This window comes from Thiobaca trueperi (assembly GCF_004342175.1).
GTDB lineage: Bacteria > Pseudomonadota > Gammaproteobacteria > Chromatiales > Chromatiaceae > Thiobaca > Thiobaca trueperi.
The window spans coordinates 54,386-69,407 of the sequence record NZ_SMAO01000005.1 but is presented as its reverse complement, the minus strand read 5'-3'; the positions used below and the strand labels follow the sequence as shown (position 1 = coordinate 69,407).

At 63.0% G+C, this 15,022-nt stretch carries 21 protein-coding genes, 1 tRNA gene and 3 pseudogenes; 15 read left to right on the top strand and 10 right to left on the bottom strand.

The window, feature by feature from the left end; translation table 11 throughout:
* Positions 1–17: 17 nt before the first annotated feature.
* From EDC35_RS19120 to EDC35_RS19000, 5 genes and pseudogenes are all read left to right on the top strand, one after another.
* Positions 18–92 (top strand): annotated as a pseudogene (locus tag EDC35_RS19120) (DUF5681 domain-containing protein); the annotation flags it as partial.
* Between the two features lie 49 nt (positions 93–141).
* Complete coding sequence (locus EDC35_RS10710) at positions 142–378, top strand: hypothetical protein (RefSeq protein WP_132977256.1); 237 nt, start codon at positions 142–144, stop codon at positions 376–378.
* Positions 375–569: a hypothetical protein gene (locus EDC35_RS10705; RefSeq protein WP_132977255.1), complete on the top strand. Its 195-nt coding sequence runs from the start codon at positions 375–377 to the stop codon at positions 567–569. The genes EDC35_RS10710 and EDC35_RS10705 overlap by 4 nt, the downstream gene beginning before the upstream one ends.
* A complete protein-coding gene (locus EDC35_RS10700; protein WP_132977254.1) occupies positions 557–760 on the top strand; it encodes a hypothetical protein in 204 nt (67 codons plus the stop codon). Before EDC35_RS10705 ends, EDC35_RS10700 begins: the two co-directional genes overlap by 13 nt.
* 11 nt (positions 761–771) lie before the next feature.
* Positions 772–906, top strand: a complete 135-nt coding sequence (locus EDC35_RS19000; RefSeq protein ID WP_279387993.1) for a hypothetical protein — start codon at positions 772–774, stop codon at positions 904–906.
* A 139-nt stretch (positions 907–1,045) separates the two neighbouring features.
* On the opposite strand, the gene EDC35_RS10695 is transcribed toward EDC35_RS19000, so the two are convergent.
* The 3 genes from EDC35_RS10695 to EDC35_RS10685 form a co-directional block, all read right to left on the bottom strand.
* A tRNA-Phe gene (locus EDC35_RS10695) sits at positions 1,046–1,121 on the bottom strand.
* A gap of 163 nt (positions 1,122–1,284) precedes the next feature.
* The gene (locus tag EDC35_RS10690; RefSeq protein WP_132977253.1) at positions 1,285–1,677 is read right to left on the bottom strand and encodes a cupin domain-containing protein; all 393 of its coding nucleotides are present in this window, start codon (positions 1,675–1,677) and stop codon (positions 1,285–1,287) included.
* Positions 1,674–2,390 (bottom strand): transposase, encoded by a 717-nt coding sequence (locus EDC35_RS10685; RefSeq protein WP_132977252.1) that lies wholly within the window; start codon positions 2,388–2,390, stop codon positions 1,674–1,676. Before EDC35_RS10685 ends, EDC35_RS10690 begins: the two co-directional genes overlap by 4 nt.
* A 120-nt stretch (positions 2,391–2,510) precedes the next feature.
* Between EDC35_RS10685 and hrpB the strand changes: the two genes are divergently transcribed.
* Positions 2,511–5,036, top strand: coding sequence for an ATP-dependent helicase HrpB (gene hrpB / locus EDC35_RS10680; RefSeq protein ID WP_132977251.1), 2,526 nt, complete (start codon positions 2,511–2,513; stop codon positions 5,034–5,036).
* 19 nt (positions 5,037–5,055) lie between these two features.
* Here hrpB and EDC35_RS10675 read toward each other — a convergent pair whose 3' ends face one another.
* Positions 5,056–5,835, bottom strand: coding sequence for a PGAP1-like alpha/beta domain-containing protein (locus tag EDC35_RS10675; protein ID WP_243651614.1), 780 nt, complete (start codon positions 5,833–5,835; stop codon positions 5,056–5,058).
* A gap of 254 nt (positions 5,836–6,089) precedes the next feature.
* Here EDC35_RS10675 and EDC35_RS10670 point away from each other — a divergent pair, with 254 nt between their 5' ends.
* The 7 genes and pseudogenes from EDC35_RS10670 to EDC35_RS10640 all read left to right on the top strand — a co-directional run.
* A complete protein-coding gene (locus tag EDC35_RS10670) occupies positions 6,090–6,827 on the top strand; it encodes a carbonic anhydrase (protein WP_132977250.1) in 738 nt (245 codons plus the stop codon).
* Between the two features lie 37 nt (positions 6,828–6,864).
* Entirely contained in the window at positions 6,865–7,584 is a 720-nt protein-coding gene (gene tsaA / locus EDC35_RS10665; protein WP_132977249.1) for a tRNA (N6-threonylcarbamoyladenosine(37)-N6)-methyltransferase TrmO, read from the top strand.
* A 148-nt stretch (positions 7,585–7,732) separates the two neighbouring features.
* A complete protein-coding gene (locus EDC35_RS10660) occupies positions 7,733–8,116 on the top strand; it encodes a response regulator transcription factor (RefSeq protein WP_279387992.1) in 384 nt (127 codons plus the stop codon).
* Positions 8,104–8,718: a chemotaxis protein CheX gene (locus EDC35_RS10655; RefSeq protein ID WP_132977248.1), complete on the top strand. Its 615-nt coding sequence runs from the start codon at positions 8,104–8,106 to the stop codon at positions 8,716–8,718. The genes EDC35_RS10660 and EDC35_RS10655 overlap by 13 nt, the downstream gene beginning before the upstream one ends.
* A gap of 12 nt (positions 8,719–8,730) precedes the next feature.
* On the top strand, positions 8,731–9,717 hold the full coding sequence (locus tag EDC35_RS10650) for a GGDEF domain-containing protein (protein WP_132977247.1): 987 nt from the start codon (positions 8,731–8,733) through the stop codon (positions 9,715–9,717).
* A gap of 82 nt (positions 9,718–9,799) precedes the next feature.
* Positions 9,800–9,958, top strand: a pseudogene (locus EDC35_RS10645) (type II toxin-antitoxin system Phd/YefM family antitoxin); the annotation flags it as partial.
* Positions 9,955–10,101, top strand: a pseudogene (locus EDC35_RS10640) (Txe/YoeB family addiction module toxin); the annotation flags it as partial. The pseudogenes EDC35_RS10645 and EDC35_RS10640, both read left to right, overlap by 4 nt.
* Here EDC35_RS10640 and sbcB read toward each other — a convergent pair.
* The 6 genes from sbcB to EDC35_RS10610 all read right to left on the bottom strand — a co-directional run bounded on the left by sbcB (position 10,092) and on the right by EDC35_RS10610 (position 14,042).
* Positions 10,092–11,540, bottom strand: a complete 1,449-nt coding sequence (gene sbcB, locus EDC35_RS10635; protein ID WP_132977246.1) for an exodeoxyribonuclease I — start codon at positions 11,538–11,540, stop codon at positions 10,092–10,094. The pseudogene EDC35_RS10640 and the gene sbcB overlap by 10 nt on opposite strands.
* A 57-nt stretch (positions 11,541–11,597) precedes the next feature.
* Positions 11,598–11,942 carry a 50S ribosomal protein L19 gene (gene rplS, locus EDC35_RS10630; RefSeq protein ID WP_132977245.1) on the bottom strand — a complete coding sequence of 115 codons (345 nt, stop codon included), beginning with the start codon at positions 11,940–11,942 and terminating at the stop codon, positions 11,598–11,600.
* Positions 11,943–11,964: 22 nt separating this feature from the next.
* Positions 11,965–12,714 (bottom strand): tRNA (guanosine(37)-N1)-methyltransferase TrmD, encoded by a 750-nt coding sequence (gene trmD, locus EDC35_RS10625; RefSeq protein WP_132977244.1) that lies wholly within the window; start codon positions 12,712–12,714, stop codon positions 11,965–11,967.
* A complete protein-coding gene (gene rimM, locus EDC35_RS10620; protein ID WP_132977243.1) occupies positions 12,714–13,223 on the bottom strand; it encodes a ribosome maturation factor RimM in 510 nt (169 codons plus the stop codon). The genes trmD and rimM overlap by 1 nt, the downstream gene beginning before the upstream one ends.
* Positions 13,224–13,233: 10 nt before the next feature.
* Positions 13,234–13,491 carry a 30S ribosomal protein S16 gene (rpsP, locus tag EDC35_RS10615; protein WP_132977242.1) on the bottom strand — a complete coding sequence of 86 codons (258 nt, stop codon included), beginning with the start codon at positions 13,489–13,491 and terminating at the stop codon, positions 13,234–13,236.
* Between the two features lie 128 nt (positions 13,492–13,619).
* Entirely contained in the window at positions 13,620–14,042 is a 423-nt protein-coding gene (locus EDC35_RS10610; protein WP_132977241.1) for a bacteriohemerythrin, read from the bottom strand.
* Positions 14,043–14,264: 222 nt separating this feature from the next.
* Between EDC35_RS10610 and EDC35_RS10605 the strand changes: the two genes are divergently transcribed.
* Together EDC35_RS10605 and fliT are read left to right on the top strand one after the other, a co-directional pair.
* A complete protein-coding gene (locus EDC35_RS10605; RefSeq protein WP_132977240.1) occupies positions 14,265–14,621 on the top strand; it encodes a helix-turn-helix domain-containing protein in 357 nt (118 codons plus the stop codon).
* Between the two features lie 32 nt (positions 14,622–14,653).
* Entirely contained in the window at positions 14,654–14,986 is a 333-nt protein-coding gene (fliT, locus tag EDC35_RS10600; RefSeq protein ID WP_132977239.1) for a flagellar protein FliT, read from the top strand.
* Positions 14,987–15,022: the final 36 nt, after the last annotated feature.

The window sequence follows — 15,022 nt, the reverse complement described above, 5'->3', positions numbered from 1 at the left end:
AAGTTGGAGCAGGACACATGACCTTCCAGAAGGGGCAAAGCGGTAATCCGGCTGGGCGCAAACCCGGATCGACCAACTTCGCCACGCTGCGCAAGCGGATCAAGACCGGCGAGATTCTGGACACCGTGCAGGAAGCGGCGCTTGCGGGCACTCCGCCCGGTCGATGTGCCCGTGGTCTTCCCGGTTGCCGACAGCTTGGCCGATGTCGGGCGCACCGTCATGCAGGCCGTGGCGCAGGGCCGATTGACGCCGAGCGAGGGCAGCACGCTGATGAGCGGTCTGAGCCAACTCGGGAAGGTGATCGAGAGCGATGAACTGGCCCGTCGCATCGACGCCCTGGAGCGAGGCCACACCCCACCGGAGACCCCGACACCATGAGCAGCTTGAAGACCCGCATCGAGAAGATGGAAGGCCGCATCCGGCCCTCGCACGTCTTGGTCGCCATCGCCAGACCCGGCGAGACCAGCGAGCAGGCGCTGGAACGCACGGCCCCAGCCTGGAAGCGTCCGGCTGAATCCTTCCACACCCGCGTCGTGCTGAACTTCCACGGCAACCGATGCGCGATCTGAGAAGCCGCATCGCCCGCCTGGAAGCCGAGCGCGAGCGTCTGGCCGACCAGCGCGGGCACTGCCCGGAAAGGCGCTGGATCCTGCTGAATGCCTACATCCGTGGTCTGACCGGACAAAGTGTCGGCCACTGGCGGCAGCAACTCGCGACGATTCCGACCGACCGGCCCCAGGTCAGAGCCTGGACGATGTGACCCGCGCCAGCATGGTCTTGGGCTTGCGGTGCCGGGAGGCCCGCACCGATCCCGCGCACCGGGAATTGCTGGCGCTGGCGGTTCAGGCCGGCATGGCGAGTGACAGGCAGAAGGAATGGATGCAGGACGAGGGGTTGATTGCGTGACCAGGGGAGTGCCATCAGCCTGATCCGACCGAGTGGCGGGTTTTCTCGTTTAGGGCGGCAAATTCTGCGGCTGTTCGCACCCAAAAAGAACCCGACGAAAAAAGCCGGTTCGCCTTTCGACGTAACCGGCTGATTTTATTGGTGCCCAGGGGCGGAATCGAACCACCGACACGAGGATTTTCAGTCCTCTGCTCTACCAACTGAGCTACCTGGGCCGAGGAAATCTTTGGATGCAATCTTTACGTCCAAATTGAGCTGCGCATTTAATCAATGTCGTTCGGCGATGTCAAGCAAAAAACCGCAAACTGAGGCCGCATTTCGGCTGATTCGATTTTTCGCGCGCATGCCAGAACCGACTCTGCCGTTCCGCCGCCAACGCTATGAAACGAAGGGATCAGGATCGATGTCCTGATAGGCCCCAGGCACGAAACGCGGGGTGCAAATGGCGAGAAAGACCAGATCGGTATCGCCCCGGTTGGCGATGCGCTGCCCCAGACCAGCGGGGATCTCTACCAGATCGCCGGGCTGCACGGGGGTGGGATCCATGCCTTCAACCTCGACCTCGCCCGCACCGCTCAGGATCAGATAGCGTTCGACAATCCCGACCAGACGATGCAGCCGGGTGGTGACGCCGGGCGCAACTCGGGCGCGGGCGATGGAGACCGCCGGGTCATCCGACCGGTTCCAGGATTCCAGGATGAAACAGCCCTCGTCGATGTAGAATTCGTCCGCTTCATCCGGTCGGTGAACCCGGCCCCGCTCGCCGCTCATGCAAGCCCCGCGCGGCGCCGATAGGCCGCCGAGCGACGATCGCCGCCGCGCGGTCGTGGCAGGGCGCGACGGTTGAGCTGGCCCTCGATCTCCTGACAGAAGGGCGCGCCCCCCAAGACCCAAGCCTTGTTGGTGGCGTCACGAATCGTCGCCAGTTCGCTGTCAGCGAGCGGCACAGCGGCGGCTCTGGCGTAGCTGGCGTGACGTGCCTTCAGACTGCGGCCCAGACGCGCATACTCGCGATGCGGCGTGACCAATGGGTCATCATTGCCTTCCGCATTGGCCCCATAGCTCGACCAGGCATAATCGGCCGGCTGTGCAACCAGACCGGCGCGAACCGGATTGGCTTCGATATAGTGACAGACCGGGAGCAGCGAGGTCTTGGGATCAACCAGCGTGGCGCGATAACGCCCTTCCCAGAGGGTTCCGGTACGCTCATAGCGGGCATTGAAATATTGCACATAATAGCGGCCCACAGACTGCATCAGCCTGCCGATGCCGTTCTCCAGATGCGGCGTGAGCAGGAGATGGAAGTGGTTCGGCATCAGCACGTAAGCATGGATCTCGCACTGAAACTGTTCAGCGGCAAGGCCGAGCTTTTCCCAGATGAACCAGTAATCCTCCTCCTCGAACAGGATCTGCTGTCGATTGTTGCCACGTTGAATGACATGCTGGGGATAGCCGGGCAGGACGAAGCGGGGAAGGCGCGCCATGGGGTCGGATCCGGTCGGTTGATGGATGCGGCCAAGTATAGACATTTCAGCAGTTGGCAGACTGACGACCGACCACGCCCGTGCGAATGAATTCGCACCTACGATCTGACGACTGTTCCTATGCCCCTGACCATCGCCCAATCGCTCCCCATCGACGCCGTACTGGACGAACTGCGCGCCGCGCTGCGTCGGGGCCATGCACTCTTGCAGGCGCCGACCGGCTCGGGCAAATCGACCAGGGTACCGCTGGCGCTGCTCGACGCCGACTGGCTGGCGGATCGGCGCATCCTCATGCTCGAACCGCGCCGGCCCGCTGCGCGTCTGACGGCGGCGCGGATGGCGGCAATGCTTGATGAGTCGGTGGGCGAGCGTGTCGGTTATCAGGTCCGCTTCGAGCGGCGGGTCGGCCCGCGCACCCGGATTGAGGTCATCACCGAAGGCATTCTGACCCGACGGCTCCAGTCCGATCCGGGACTCGACGGCATCGGGCTGCTTATTTTCGACGAATTCCATGAACGCAATCTCCAGTCCGATCTGGGTCTGGCGCTCGCGCTGGATGTCGCCGCGAATCTGCGCCCGGATCTGCGTCTGCTGGCGATGTCCGCGACTCTGGACGCCGCGCCGGTGGCACAGATCCTGGGCGATGCGCCGATCATCCGTGGCGAAGGACGCAGCTATCCGGTCGAGATCCGTTACGCCGAGCGCGCGCCCGATGCGGATCCGGTCCGCGCCGTGGTCGCTGGCGTGCGCGCGGCCTTGAGCGAGCACGAGGGCGACATCCTGGCCTTTCTGCCCGGCGTCGGCGAGATCAACCGCTGTGTGGAACAGCTTGCCCGGCTCGCGGACGACGGCATCCTGGTTCTGCCGCTGCACGGGACACTCCCGACCGCCGCGCAGGATCGGGCGCTGCTCCCCGGCGAACCCGGCCAGCGGCGCGTGATCGTCGCGACCGACATCGCCGAAACCAGCGTCACCATTCAGGGTATCCGCGTGGTGATCGACAGCGGACTGACGCGCAAGCCGCGCTTCGATCCCGGTGCGGGCCTGAGCCGGCTGGTCACCGAGTCCATCCCGCGCGCCTCCGCCGAGCAGCGCGCGGGACGCGCCGGACGGCTCGGGCCGGGCGTCTGCTACCGTCTCTGGACCCGCGCTCAGGAGCATGGCCGACCGGAACATCGAACCCCCGAGATCCTGCAATCGGACCTGACCCCATTGGCGCTGGAACTGGCGCTCTGGGGCGTCAGGCACCCCAATGACCTGAGCTGGCTCGATCCACCGCCTGCGCCAGCCTGGGAGCAGGCGGTCTCCGTGCTGCACGCCCTGGGCGCGCTGGATTCGGGGCAGCGGCTCACCCGACTCGGGCGGACGATGGCCGAGCTGCCCATCCATCCACGGCTGGCGACCATGCTGCTGGGTGCCGCTGCCAGCGCGCGCCAGACCGCCGCCGATCTCTGCGCGCTGATCTCGGAGCGCGATCCCTTCATCCATGAACCGGGCGCGGGTCGTCCCGCCGATCTGGGCCTGCGTCTCCAGGCGTTGCAGGAAAGTCGCGAAAAACACCAGCCGCGCGACATGGACCGTCACCGTCTCGCTGCCATCGCACGGGTCGCGGAGCAGTTGCGGCGACTGGCTGGCACATCGTCGCCGGATGGCGCGACCACGCCCGGCGCGCTGCTGGCGCTGGCCTGTCCCGAGCGGGTGGCGCAGCGTCGCGATGGCGCGGATGACCGTTATCTGCTGGCCTCCGGTGCGGGTGCGGTGCTGCCGCGCGACGATGCGCTCGCCATCCATCCCTATCTGGTGGTGGCGGCCATGGATGCGCGCGGTCGGGACGGACGTATTCAACTGGCCCTGCCGATCAGCGAAACCGAACTGCGCGAATTGTTCGCGGAGCGGATCGAGACGAGCCGACAGGTCGCCTGGGACAGCGAACGCGAGGCCGTCGCCGCGCGTGAGATCAGCCGGCTGGATGCCATTGTGCTCAATTCGCGACCGATTCCGCTGGGTGACGATGTGGATGTCGCCGGCCTGCTGCTCGACCGCATCCGCGAGCGGTTCGAGTGCGCGCTGAACTGGACCGATGGGGCGCGTCAGTTACAGGCGCGGGTCGCCCTGCTGCGGGCGCACGATTCCGCAGGCGACTGGCCGAATCTCTCGGATACCGCGCTGCACGACACGCTGGCGGAGTGGCTCGGCCCCTGGCTGGCGGGCAAATCGCGTTTCAGTGAGGTGCAGCGGCTCGATCTGACGGCGATTCTGACGGCGCGTCTGTCCTGGGAGCAGCAGCAGCGACTGGAGCATGAGGCACCCCGGACGCTGACCACGCCCGCCGGCAATCAGCGGATGCTCGACTATGTCAGCGGCGACATCCCCATCCTGGCGGTACCGCTCCAGGAACTCTTCGGACTGGCCGACACCCCGCGTCTCTGCGGCGGACGGGTGCCGGTGCTGCTGTATCTGCTCTCCCCTGCGCGGCGTCCGATGCAGGTCACGCAGGATCTGGCCGGCTTCTGGGCGCGCGGTTATGCCGAGGTGCGCAAGGAGTTGCGGGGGCGCTATCCCAAGCATCACTGGCCGGAGGATCCGACTCAGGCACAGGCCGTCGTCGGGGGCATCCGGCGACGCAAGCCATCGGCAGGCGCCTAGATCAGACTGTGGTCAGACGTCAACGAGACTGATCGGGATAGATGAGCGCACGCAGACCCTCGCGCCGGAACGGCTGCCACGCCCCTTCGGGCTGGGCAAGACGATCCGCAATGACATAACCGACCAGCGGATTCAAACCAAGTCCAAAGTGACTGGATTCGACCTCGATATTTTCACTGAGCGGACCTTCCGGTTGCAGACTGTCGCGCCAGGGCACGATGCCGTCGGTGCGACTGAAGATCGCCGTGGTCGGCACCGGCGGCGGCTCGTCCAGCGGACCATGGGCCGCAGACAGACCGAACGGCTGCCCGGTGACCTGCTCGGCCAGACGCCACATCTCGGCGGGCGATGGCTGGCCGTTCAACGGCGTGCCGAGCGTGATGACCAGACGCACCGCGTCCGGCGCCTCTTTGGCCAGCGCGCGCGCATAAAGGCCACCAATGCTCCAGCCGATCAGACTGACCGGACGACCGGAGCGACGGCGCAGATCCAGCAGACGCTTCAGCGCGGCGTCCATCAACCCCTGACGCGGCCCCAGATTCAGCCCCAGCCCGGCAGGGACGGCCTGATAACCGAGGCACGCAAGCGATGTCCGCAACGGCTGGGTCGTCAGATCCGAGCCGAACAGATAGGGAAGCACCAGCACCGCGTGTCCGTCGCCCTGAGGCATCCGGCGCAAAACCGGCTGCGCCGCGACCATCGCCCCCCACTCGACCCCCACACGGCACTCCAGCGCCAGACGCAGCGGAGCGGTCGCCCACGACCACCCCGCCGCTGTCCAATCCATTCTACTTTGCATGTTCTCTCCCAGTCGTCATTTCCGCGCATTCAAACCCCGACAGCCCCATGATGAGTCGTTATCTGTCGAACCGGCGCGCATTGTCCGCCATCTTGGGCAAGGCGCGCCAATGACATTGACTGCACGACGGGCGATGAGCGGATTTTCGTTGCGCTTTATCGTAATCTGTCCACCCGTGCGGCGCCGTTCGCCCTGCCGGCAAGCAACTCAGGAATCTCATTCAAGCAACGAGCAACGAGCAAAGAGCAAAGAGCATGAAATCCATCACTGTCCTGACCATGACACTCCTCGTCGGCAGCGGACTGGCGCTGGCCGGACATGGCCCGCACTGGGGTTATGAAGGCGCTGAGGGACCGGAGCACTGGGGTGAACTCGCCCCTGATTTCACGCTCTGCCAGCAGGGCAAAAACCAGTCGCCGGTCGATCTGAGCAGCGCCGTGGATACCCAACTGTCACCCATCGAGTTTCATTACCACGCCGACGAGGCCGACGAGGTCAACAACGGACATACGATCCAGATCAATGAAAGGCCCGGCAACTGGATCACGCTCGACGGACAGGATTACGAACTCAAGCAATTCCATTTCCACACGCCGAGCGAGAACCATATTGACGGACAGGAGTTCCCGATGGAGATGCACCTGGTGCACGCGGATCGGGACGGTCATCTTGCCGTGATCGGCGTCATGTTCAAGGAAGGTGCGGAAGACGCCGCACTGAAAGCGGCCTGGGACGCCATGCCGACACAGCCGGATAGCACGGTGCATCTGTCCACCAAACTGTCGCCCGAATCCTTGCTGCCGGCCAATCGCGACTATTACCGTTTCACCGGCTCACTGACCACGCCACCTTGCACGGAAGGCGTGATCTGGCTGGTCATGAGGGAGCCAATCACGGCCTCCGCCGGGCAGATCCAGCAGTTTGCCAAGGTCATGGGACATCCGAACAATCGCCCGGTCCAGCCGCTCAATGCGCGGGCGATACAGAAATAGGGTGTTTTCCTGGGCGACACCCCCTTCAGCCAAGACCATGCATTTCGACCCTATTGGTTTTATCCGCTCGCCCTATACCGATAAATTCGGTATTCCGCGCCAACCCGGATTGGTGACAGCCGCCGAGGCACGCCTGGAATTGCTGCCAACGTTCGCGCGCGAAGAAGCCTTCAAGGGAATTGAGGGCTTCTCGCATGTCTGGATTCTGTTTGTGTTTCATGCTGACTGTCTGGACGCTGGCTGGCGTCCCACAGTGCGTCCGCCGCGACTGGGCGGACGCGAAACGGTCGGGGTCTTTGCCAGTCGCGCGCCCTATCGGCCCAATCCCATCGGACTCTCAGCCGTTGAGCATCTGGGGCTGGTCAAAGATGCGCGCGGATTGGCGCTGCGACTGCGCGGGATCGATCTGCTTGATGGCACGCCGGTGCTCGACATCAAACCTTATGTGCCCTATGCCGATTCATTCCCGCAGGCGTCGAGCGGCTTTGCGACGCCGCCGCTGGCGACGGTGGCGCTGCCGGTACGCTTCTCGGATCAGGCGCAAACGGATCTGGATCGGGCCGATCCGCACGGCGAACGCCAGCTACGCGCCCTGATCGAACAGGTACTGGCGCAGGATCCGCGACCGGGCTATATGGATCGTTATCCGCAACGCCGCGACTTCGGCATCCGGCTCTTCGATCAGAATATCCGCTGGCGGATCGATCCCGACGGCCTGAGCGTGATCGCCATCGAACCCTTTGCCGAACCCGCCTGAACCCGATGATGAGCGCCTGTCGCTGGCGCAAATCAGCGGAGACGCCGTCATCCCGGACTGAGTAAGATGTGACGCACCGCACATTTGCAGACACAGCGTTCCCCGCTTGACTGACCACCGCAAACCACTCACTGACGGCTCTCTACCCATGATGAATCACCCACTCCTTCTGATTGTCGATGACAGCAAGATGTCGCGCATGATGATCAGCCGTTGTGTCAATGCGCTGCGCCCCGACTGGCGGCTCGCCGAGGCGACGAACGGCGCCGAGGCGGAGGCCATGATCGAGCAGGAACCGCCGTCGCTGGTCAGCCTGGATGTGAACATGCCGGGTATGAACGGACTGGAGGTCGCCGGCTGGATTCGTCTGCATCACCCGAGCATCCGGGTCGTGCTCTGCACCGCCAATATTCAGGACGCCGTGCGACAGGCGGCTGAAAAGGCCGGCATCAAATTTGTTGCCAAGCCGATCACGCCAGAATCGGTGGCTGGCATGGTGGCGCTGTTCGAGGACGACACATGGCTGAATTGAGCGATTTGCAGCGCGATGCGCTGGGCGAACTCTTCAATCTGGGCGTCGGGCGGGCGGCGCGCAGCCTGAGCCAGATCGTGCGGGATGAGGTGCATCTGTCCGCCCCGCTGGTGTCGCTGGTCCGGTCCAGCACGATCGCCACCGATCTGCTCGGCTCGGAGTTCAAGGAACTGAGCATGGTGTCGATCCGCTTCAGCGGCCCATTCGATGCGCAGGCCATCCTGCTCTTTCCCGAACGCAATGCCCTGGCCATCGTCAGCCACATGCTCGATCCCGACCTGCTCCCGGAAGAGGTGTCCGAATTCGAGCAGGAGGCCATGTGCGAAATCGGCAATATCATCCTCAATGCCTGCATCAGTGCGCTCGCTGATGAATTCGGCGTCGAATTCCACGGCGACCTGCCGATGCATCATTTCAACACCCCCGGTGCCCTGCCTCTGTTCGACCAGGATGACGATCAGGTCATTCTGGTGTTGCAGATCCATCTTGCCATCCGTCAGGAACGCATCAAGGGTCATCTGCTCTTTCTGCTCAGTGTCAGTTCACTGAACGCCCTGCTGACCTACGTCGATGGTTATCTATCACGTCTCGGCATGCAGTGAGGAGTGCCCCGGATGGATGATCTGCTCAGCGCGCAACTGATTGATCGGTTGCAAACCGGCGTGATCCTGCTCGACCGCCAGGGGCGGATCCTGTCCTGGAACGCCTGGATGGTCAAATACAGCGGCTTGACCCTGAACGATGTCGTCACCCGGCATCTTGGAGAGGTGTTCCCCGAAACGGCGCAGACCCGTCTCCAGGATGGCATCGAACAGGCCGTGCGTTTCAAGCTGTCATCCATGCTTGCCCCCGGCCTGAACGGCGCCATCCTGCCGCTTTATCAACAAGCGATGGATCGCAGGCTCGATCAGCGGATGCAGCAGCTCATCTATGTGACGCCGCTGCATCATGAGCAGTGCGCCGTCCTGATTCAGGTTCAGGACATGACCGCCACCGTGCGTCGGGAGCGTCGGCTGCGCGATCAATCCTCACAACTGATGGCCACGACCTACCGCGACGCACTCACCGGGGTCGGCAACCGCCGCCGCTTCGATCAGGATTTGGTCAATGCTTTCAGGGATGCTCAGAAAAAACAGCAAAGTCTGGCTCTGATCATGATCGATGTGGATCATTTCAAAGCCTATAACGATCATTTCGGTCACCTCAAGGGCGACGAATGTCTCATCAGGGTGGCAACCGCCCTGCAGGATACGCTGCGCCATACAGGGGATCGGATCTCACGCTATGGTGGCGAGGAATTCGTGCTGCTGCTGGCAGATGCAGGACGCGCGACAGCCTGCACGATTGCGGAACGTCTACGACGGTGGATCGAGGAACTCCAGTTGCCGCATCCGACCTCGCACAGCGGCGAGGTGGTCACGGTCAGCATTGGCGTCACCGCCATGATCCCGACTCACGAGCAGCTTGCCTATAGCCTGCTCGGCCAGGCGGATCTCGCCCTGTACCGGGCCAAGGATGAGGGACGCAACCGCTGTTTTTACTATGATGCAGAGAACAGCGATGCACTGCCCTGTTGCAGCGACGGGGCGGGCGATGACTGATCGTTCTTTGGTCGGCATGGCTTCTGGTACCCGGGAACGGGATACCCTAGACTTGTGCTATCAATAGCACAGGTAAGATGTCATGCGCGTCGTGAACTTCTCGGAAGCCCGCAACAGCCTCAAAAACGTGATCGATCAGGTGATCGACGATGCCGACTACACGGTGATTGCCCGGCGTGACGCGCCCAATGCCGTCTTGATGTCGCTCGATACGTTCAACAGTCTGATGGAAACCGTCCATTCGACGGCATTGGCAAGCCCGAACCCCTGAAGGAAAACCTCTCGGGCTTCTGGTCGCGCCGCATCGATGAATCCAATCGTCTCATCTACCGGGTGGATGGCAATGAGCTGGTCATCATTGCCTGTCGCTACCATTACGACTGAAAAAGCCCTGCATCAAAAATCTGCTCGGCCCAGTCCGAGAGTGAGTCCAGAATCTGCAATCTGGCCGGATCGTCGGCATGGGCCTCGGTCAGCTCCACCAGACGCTGTTCGTACTGGTCGATCTGGATGCCGCCACCGGCGGCTGGATCGGTGAGTCGCGCGAAGCGGTCCTCATCCCAGTCGGCGCGTTCATCGGGCGTGAGCGTTTCGGGCCAGTTGCGGGCGCGATAACGGAACAGCATCCGGGTCAGACGCGGATCCTCGAAGGCTGGCGGATGCTCCGCCAGGTCGTGCGGCGCAAGACGATGGACGGCGTCCATCGCGCGCCGATCCGCGTCGGAGAAAAAGCCGCCGCTGTAGAGCATCAGATCCGGATCGGTTTCCGCTGACGTCTCGGACATCTGATGCGCATCCTGCACGCGGCGCTGGATCGCGGCAGCAGATGCCGCGATCCATTGTGCCCGTTCGGCAACCTGACGCGGATCGATGCGCCAGCGTTCGGCGGCCTGAGCGGTCAGGGTCTTCAGCGGCGCCAGCACGGGGGCGCGATTGACATGGATCGTCTTGAGCGGGATGCGCTCCTGTCCGTCCGACAGTTGCGCGGCGGGGGTGAAAAGCCGGAAACGGATCTCATCGACCGGCAAATCGAGCAGTTGCGCCGGATCGGCACGCAGATCGAAACAGATGACGCCGTTGGTATTGGTGGGATGCGACGCGACAGGATACACCGGCGCGATGCAGCCCAGCGCGGACGCAAAGCGTGACGAGGCATGCAGCAGCGGCTCGCCTTTTTCAAGCAACGCGCGGACTTTGCGCTTGTCGCGCAGGGTCAGCGCATAGTCGAACAGTCGGGGCTGTGCCTGACGCAACCGACGCGCCATGGCGATGGTCGCCCGCACGTCAGCCAGGGCGTCATGCGCCTGGGCATGGCCGATACCATTGGCGGCGGTCAGGTGTTCCAGCCTGAACGAAGTCGTGCCATCGGCGTGGGTCGGCCAGTCGATCCCCTCCGGTCGCAGTGCATGGGCCAGACGCAGGGTATCGATCAGATCCCAGCGCGAATTGCCGTTGCGCCACTCGCGGGCATAGGGATCGTACAGATTGCGATACAGCAGGTTGCGGGTGACTTCATCATCGAAGCGGACGCTGTTGTAGCCGACCCCACAGGTACCGGGCTGACTCAGAACACGGAGGATGCGGGCCGCGAACTCGGCCTCGATCACACCCTCGCGCTCGGCGAGTTGAGGCGTGATACCGGTGAGGAGACAGGCATCGGGATGGGGCAGCAGATCGGTCGCCGGACGGCAGTAGAGCACCAGCGGCGCGTCGATTTCATTCAGATCGGCATCGGTGCGCAGACCGGCGAACTGACAGGCACGATCACGATGGGGATCGGCGCCCCAGGTTTCGTAATCGTGCCAGTAGAAGGTCTGAGACAAGCGGGTGCCCGTCCTCGCCCGCACACGGCCATCCCGTGAGATGACCGCGCGGGCGTCTTAGATCTTTTCCTTGATGCGGGCAGCCTTGCCGGTCAGTCCGCGCAGATAGTAGAGCTTGGCGCGACGCACATCACCCTTGCGCTTGACCTCGATATCGCCGATCGCCGGGCTGTAGGTCTGGAAGACGCGCTCCACGCCCTCGCCATGCGAAATCTTGCGCACCGTGAAGGACGAGTTCAGGCCACGGTTGCTGATGGCGATGACGACGCCCTCGAACGCCTGGAGACGCTCACGGTCCTTTTCCTTGACCTTCACCTGCACGACGACGGTATCGCCGGGGGCGAAATCAGGGACTTCACGGGTCATTTGCTCTTGTTCGAGCGCTTGAATAATGTTGCTCATGGTTTCCTTAAGGCTCCTGTTCTCACCCGGCGTCACCATCAGGGTGAGCCAGTACAAATTCATCGAGTAGCGCCTGCTCGGCTGCATTCAGGCCGCGCCGCGTCAGTAAATCCGGACGGCGCTGCCAGGTGCGCCCGAGCGCCTGACGCAACCGCCACTGTTTGATCGCGGCATGATCGCCGCCGATCAGCACCGGGGGAACCGAGCGTCCGTCGATCCGTTCCGGGCGGGTGTAATGGGGGCAGTCCAACAGCCCGTTCATATGCGAATCCTGCTGCGCGGAGTCGGCATGCCCGAGCGCCCCTGGCAGGAGACGGATAGCCGCATCCATGACGACCATCGCCGGCAGCTCGCCGCCGCTCAGGACGTAGTCGCCGATCGACCACTCTTCGTCCACCTGGGCCTCGATCAACCGCTCATCGACGCCTTCATAACGCCCGGCTAGCAGAATCCAACCGGGTTGCGCGGCGATCCCGCTGATCGCGGCCTGATCGAGCAGCCGTCCCTGCGGGGACAGATAAGCGACCCGGCTGGTCGGCGCGGCGGCACGCGCAGCCAGAATGGCATCGCGCAACGGCTCGACCTTCATGACCATGCCGGGACCGCCGCCATAGGGCCGGTCATCGACGGTGCGATGCACGTCACGGGTGTAATCGCGCGGATTCCAGAGATGCAGCTCTGCCAGACCGCGTGTCATGGCCCGCCCGGTCACACCCTGATCCGACAGAATGCGGAACAGATCCGGAAACAGGGTCACCACATCGAAGCGCATCAGAACTCAGGATCCCAATCGACCTCAATCCGCCCGCGCTCGAAATCCACGTCCTTGACGACATCGCCCCAGGCAAAGGGCAGGAGACGTTCGCGCTCCCCTTTGACCACCAGCACATCGTTGACGCCGGTGGAAAAAAGATGATCCACCCGACCCAGTTCGATCCCGTCGGTCGTGACGACCGCGAGGCCTTCCAGGTCGAGCCAGTAGAATTCATCCGGGCGCGGGGGTGGCAGTTGCGCGCGATGGATGGCGATCTCCTGCCCAACCAGCCGCGCTGCCTGATCGCGATCCACACAGTCATCCAGCCGCGCAATCAGCCCTTTGCCGTGCTCTTTGCTCTCAACCACCCGGCGAGGAACCGCGTCCGGGCCGATCAGCCAGGGCGAATAGCCGAAGATGCCGGCACGCGGATCGGTCTCGGACAGAATCTTCACCCAGCCCTTGAGACCATAGACGCCAGCGATGCGCCCGACCAGAACCCGTGATGAACCGGTCTCCCCGGACATCGGGCGCGACTCAGACCGCCGCCGCCTCGCGCTCCGCCTGCTTCAGCAACTGTCTGGCACGATCAGTCGGCTGCGCGCCCTGACGGATCCAGTGCTCGGCCCGCTCGCGATCCACGCGCAAGGGCACTTCGCCGCCCTTGGCCGTTGGGTTGAAGAAACCGAGCCGCTCAATATAGCGACCGTCGCGCTTGGCGCGAATGTCGGCGACAACGATCTGATAAAAGGGGTTCTTCTTGGAACCACCGCGAGACAAACGAATCGTGACCATGTGCTGTCCTGGCTTCAGACTGGATGGGCGTTGCGGGAGACCCCGCAGGTAAACGCGCCAATATACAGAATCCGGCGAAAAATGGAAGAGTCAGTGACAGGGCGCCTGACGCTGAACACGTTTCCTGCTCAAGCGGCGTTCCCACGTGGTTCGCGCGCCTTGACATGCAGCGAATACAGCATGTCTTCGTCGGCTATGTGATCGATCAGCCAGTCCTGCGTGATGTCCAGGGCGCGATCCGCGAGATCCTGACTGGGGCCAAAGATCATCAGATCGTCTTCCAGACCGTCCAGACGGCGGAAAAACGCAACATGAAGCTGCATGTGCTCTTTCAGGCCAGGATAGTCATGCTCACGCATGAATGCCTCTTCGGTCTGAAAATGCTGTTCGGCGTAGTCACGCATGAAGGCCATGGCCTCAACGACCGCGTTCTTGCCTTCCCGATCCAGAATCTCTTCATATAATCGATGGGCGGCGGCGAAAAATCCCTGGTGCTGCTGATCGATCTCGGCAATGCCGATCAGGTAAACGTCTGACCAGTCTCTTAACATTTGGCACCTTTAGTTTTAGGTGTTGATCGTGGCGAATGATGTCTGATCGATCATAGCCGGTTGCGCAGCGGGCAACAATGTAGCCGCCACGCGCACCGGGCGCGTCCCGTCAGCCGAATCGCAAGAGGCATACACAAAACATAGCCACACGTCTCGTGATCGATTTGCTACAGTCATTCAATCGGGATCGGACGGTCCCGCCAACTCTGGAGTGATCTCATCGTGGAACCTGAATTTGCTTCACTTTCTCGTCGGATCGGCAGCCGTCTGCGTGCGGAGCGGCAGCGCCGGGGCTGGTCACTGAACGATTTGTCTCTCCGCACCACCGGACTGCTGTCCAAATCGCGGATCAGCAACTACGAGCAGGGTATCCGTCGCATGGGACTGGAAGCGGCGCATCAGCTTGCGGCCGCGCTGGAGACGGTCTCGCCGGCCTGGCTGCTGCTGCTGGATGAAGAGCATCCTCTCAGCGATGACGAGCTGCGACTTATCCAGAGCTTTCGCGCCACGGATGCCGATGGCCAGCGCGAGCTGCTCGACAGGATCGCAAAGCTGGCGTCGCGCAAACCCTCGGCATGATCCAGCACGGCCCACATTTTGAGAGTTGACCAATGCCAGATGTCACAGACCTGATCACGGACCTGACCGCCGCCACTGAGCAGATGCAGCAGGCGGCAAGCGGGGAAGACTGGGCGATGGTGGAAAAAATCCAGAAACGGCGCTCGGCGCTCATCACGCGCATCATTGAGGATGCAGGGGCCGCAACACTCACGGAAGAAGACGCCGGTCGCTTGAGCGCCGTGCGTGCGCAGGAGGCGTTCATCGCCTCGCGGGCCGCCGCCCGTCAGCAGACGCTGGGAAAAATGCTGATGGAGACTCAAGCCGTCACCACCATGGAAAGACCAGACCGGATGCGGAAGGCTTATGGAATACTGGACAGGTGAACCGGCGCCGGGATAAACGGCGCAACTTCACGCCAC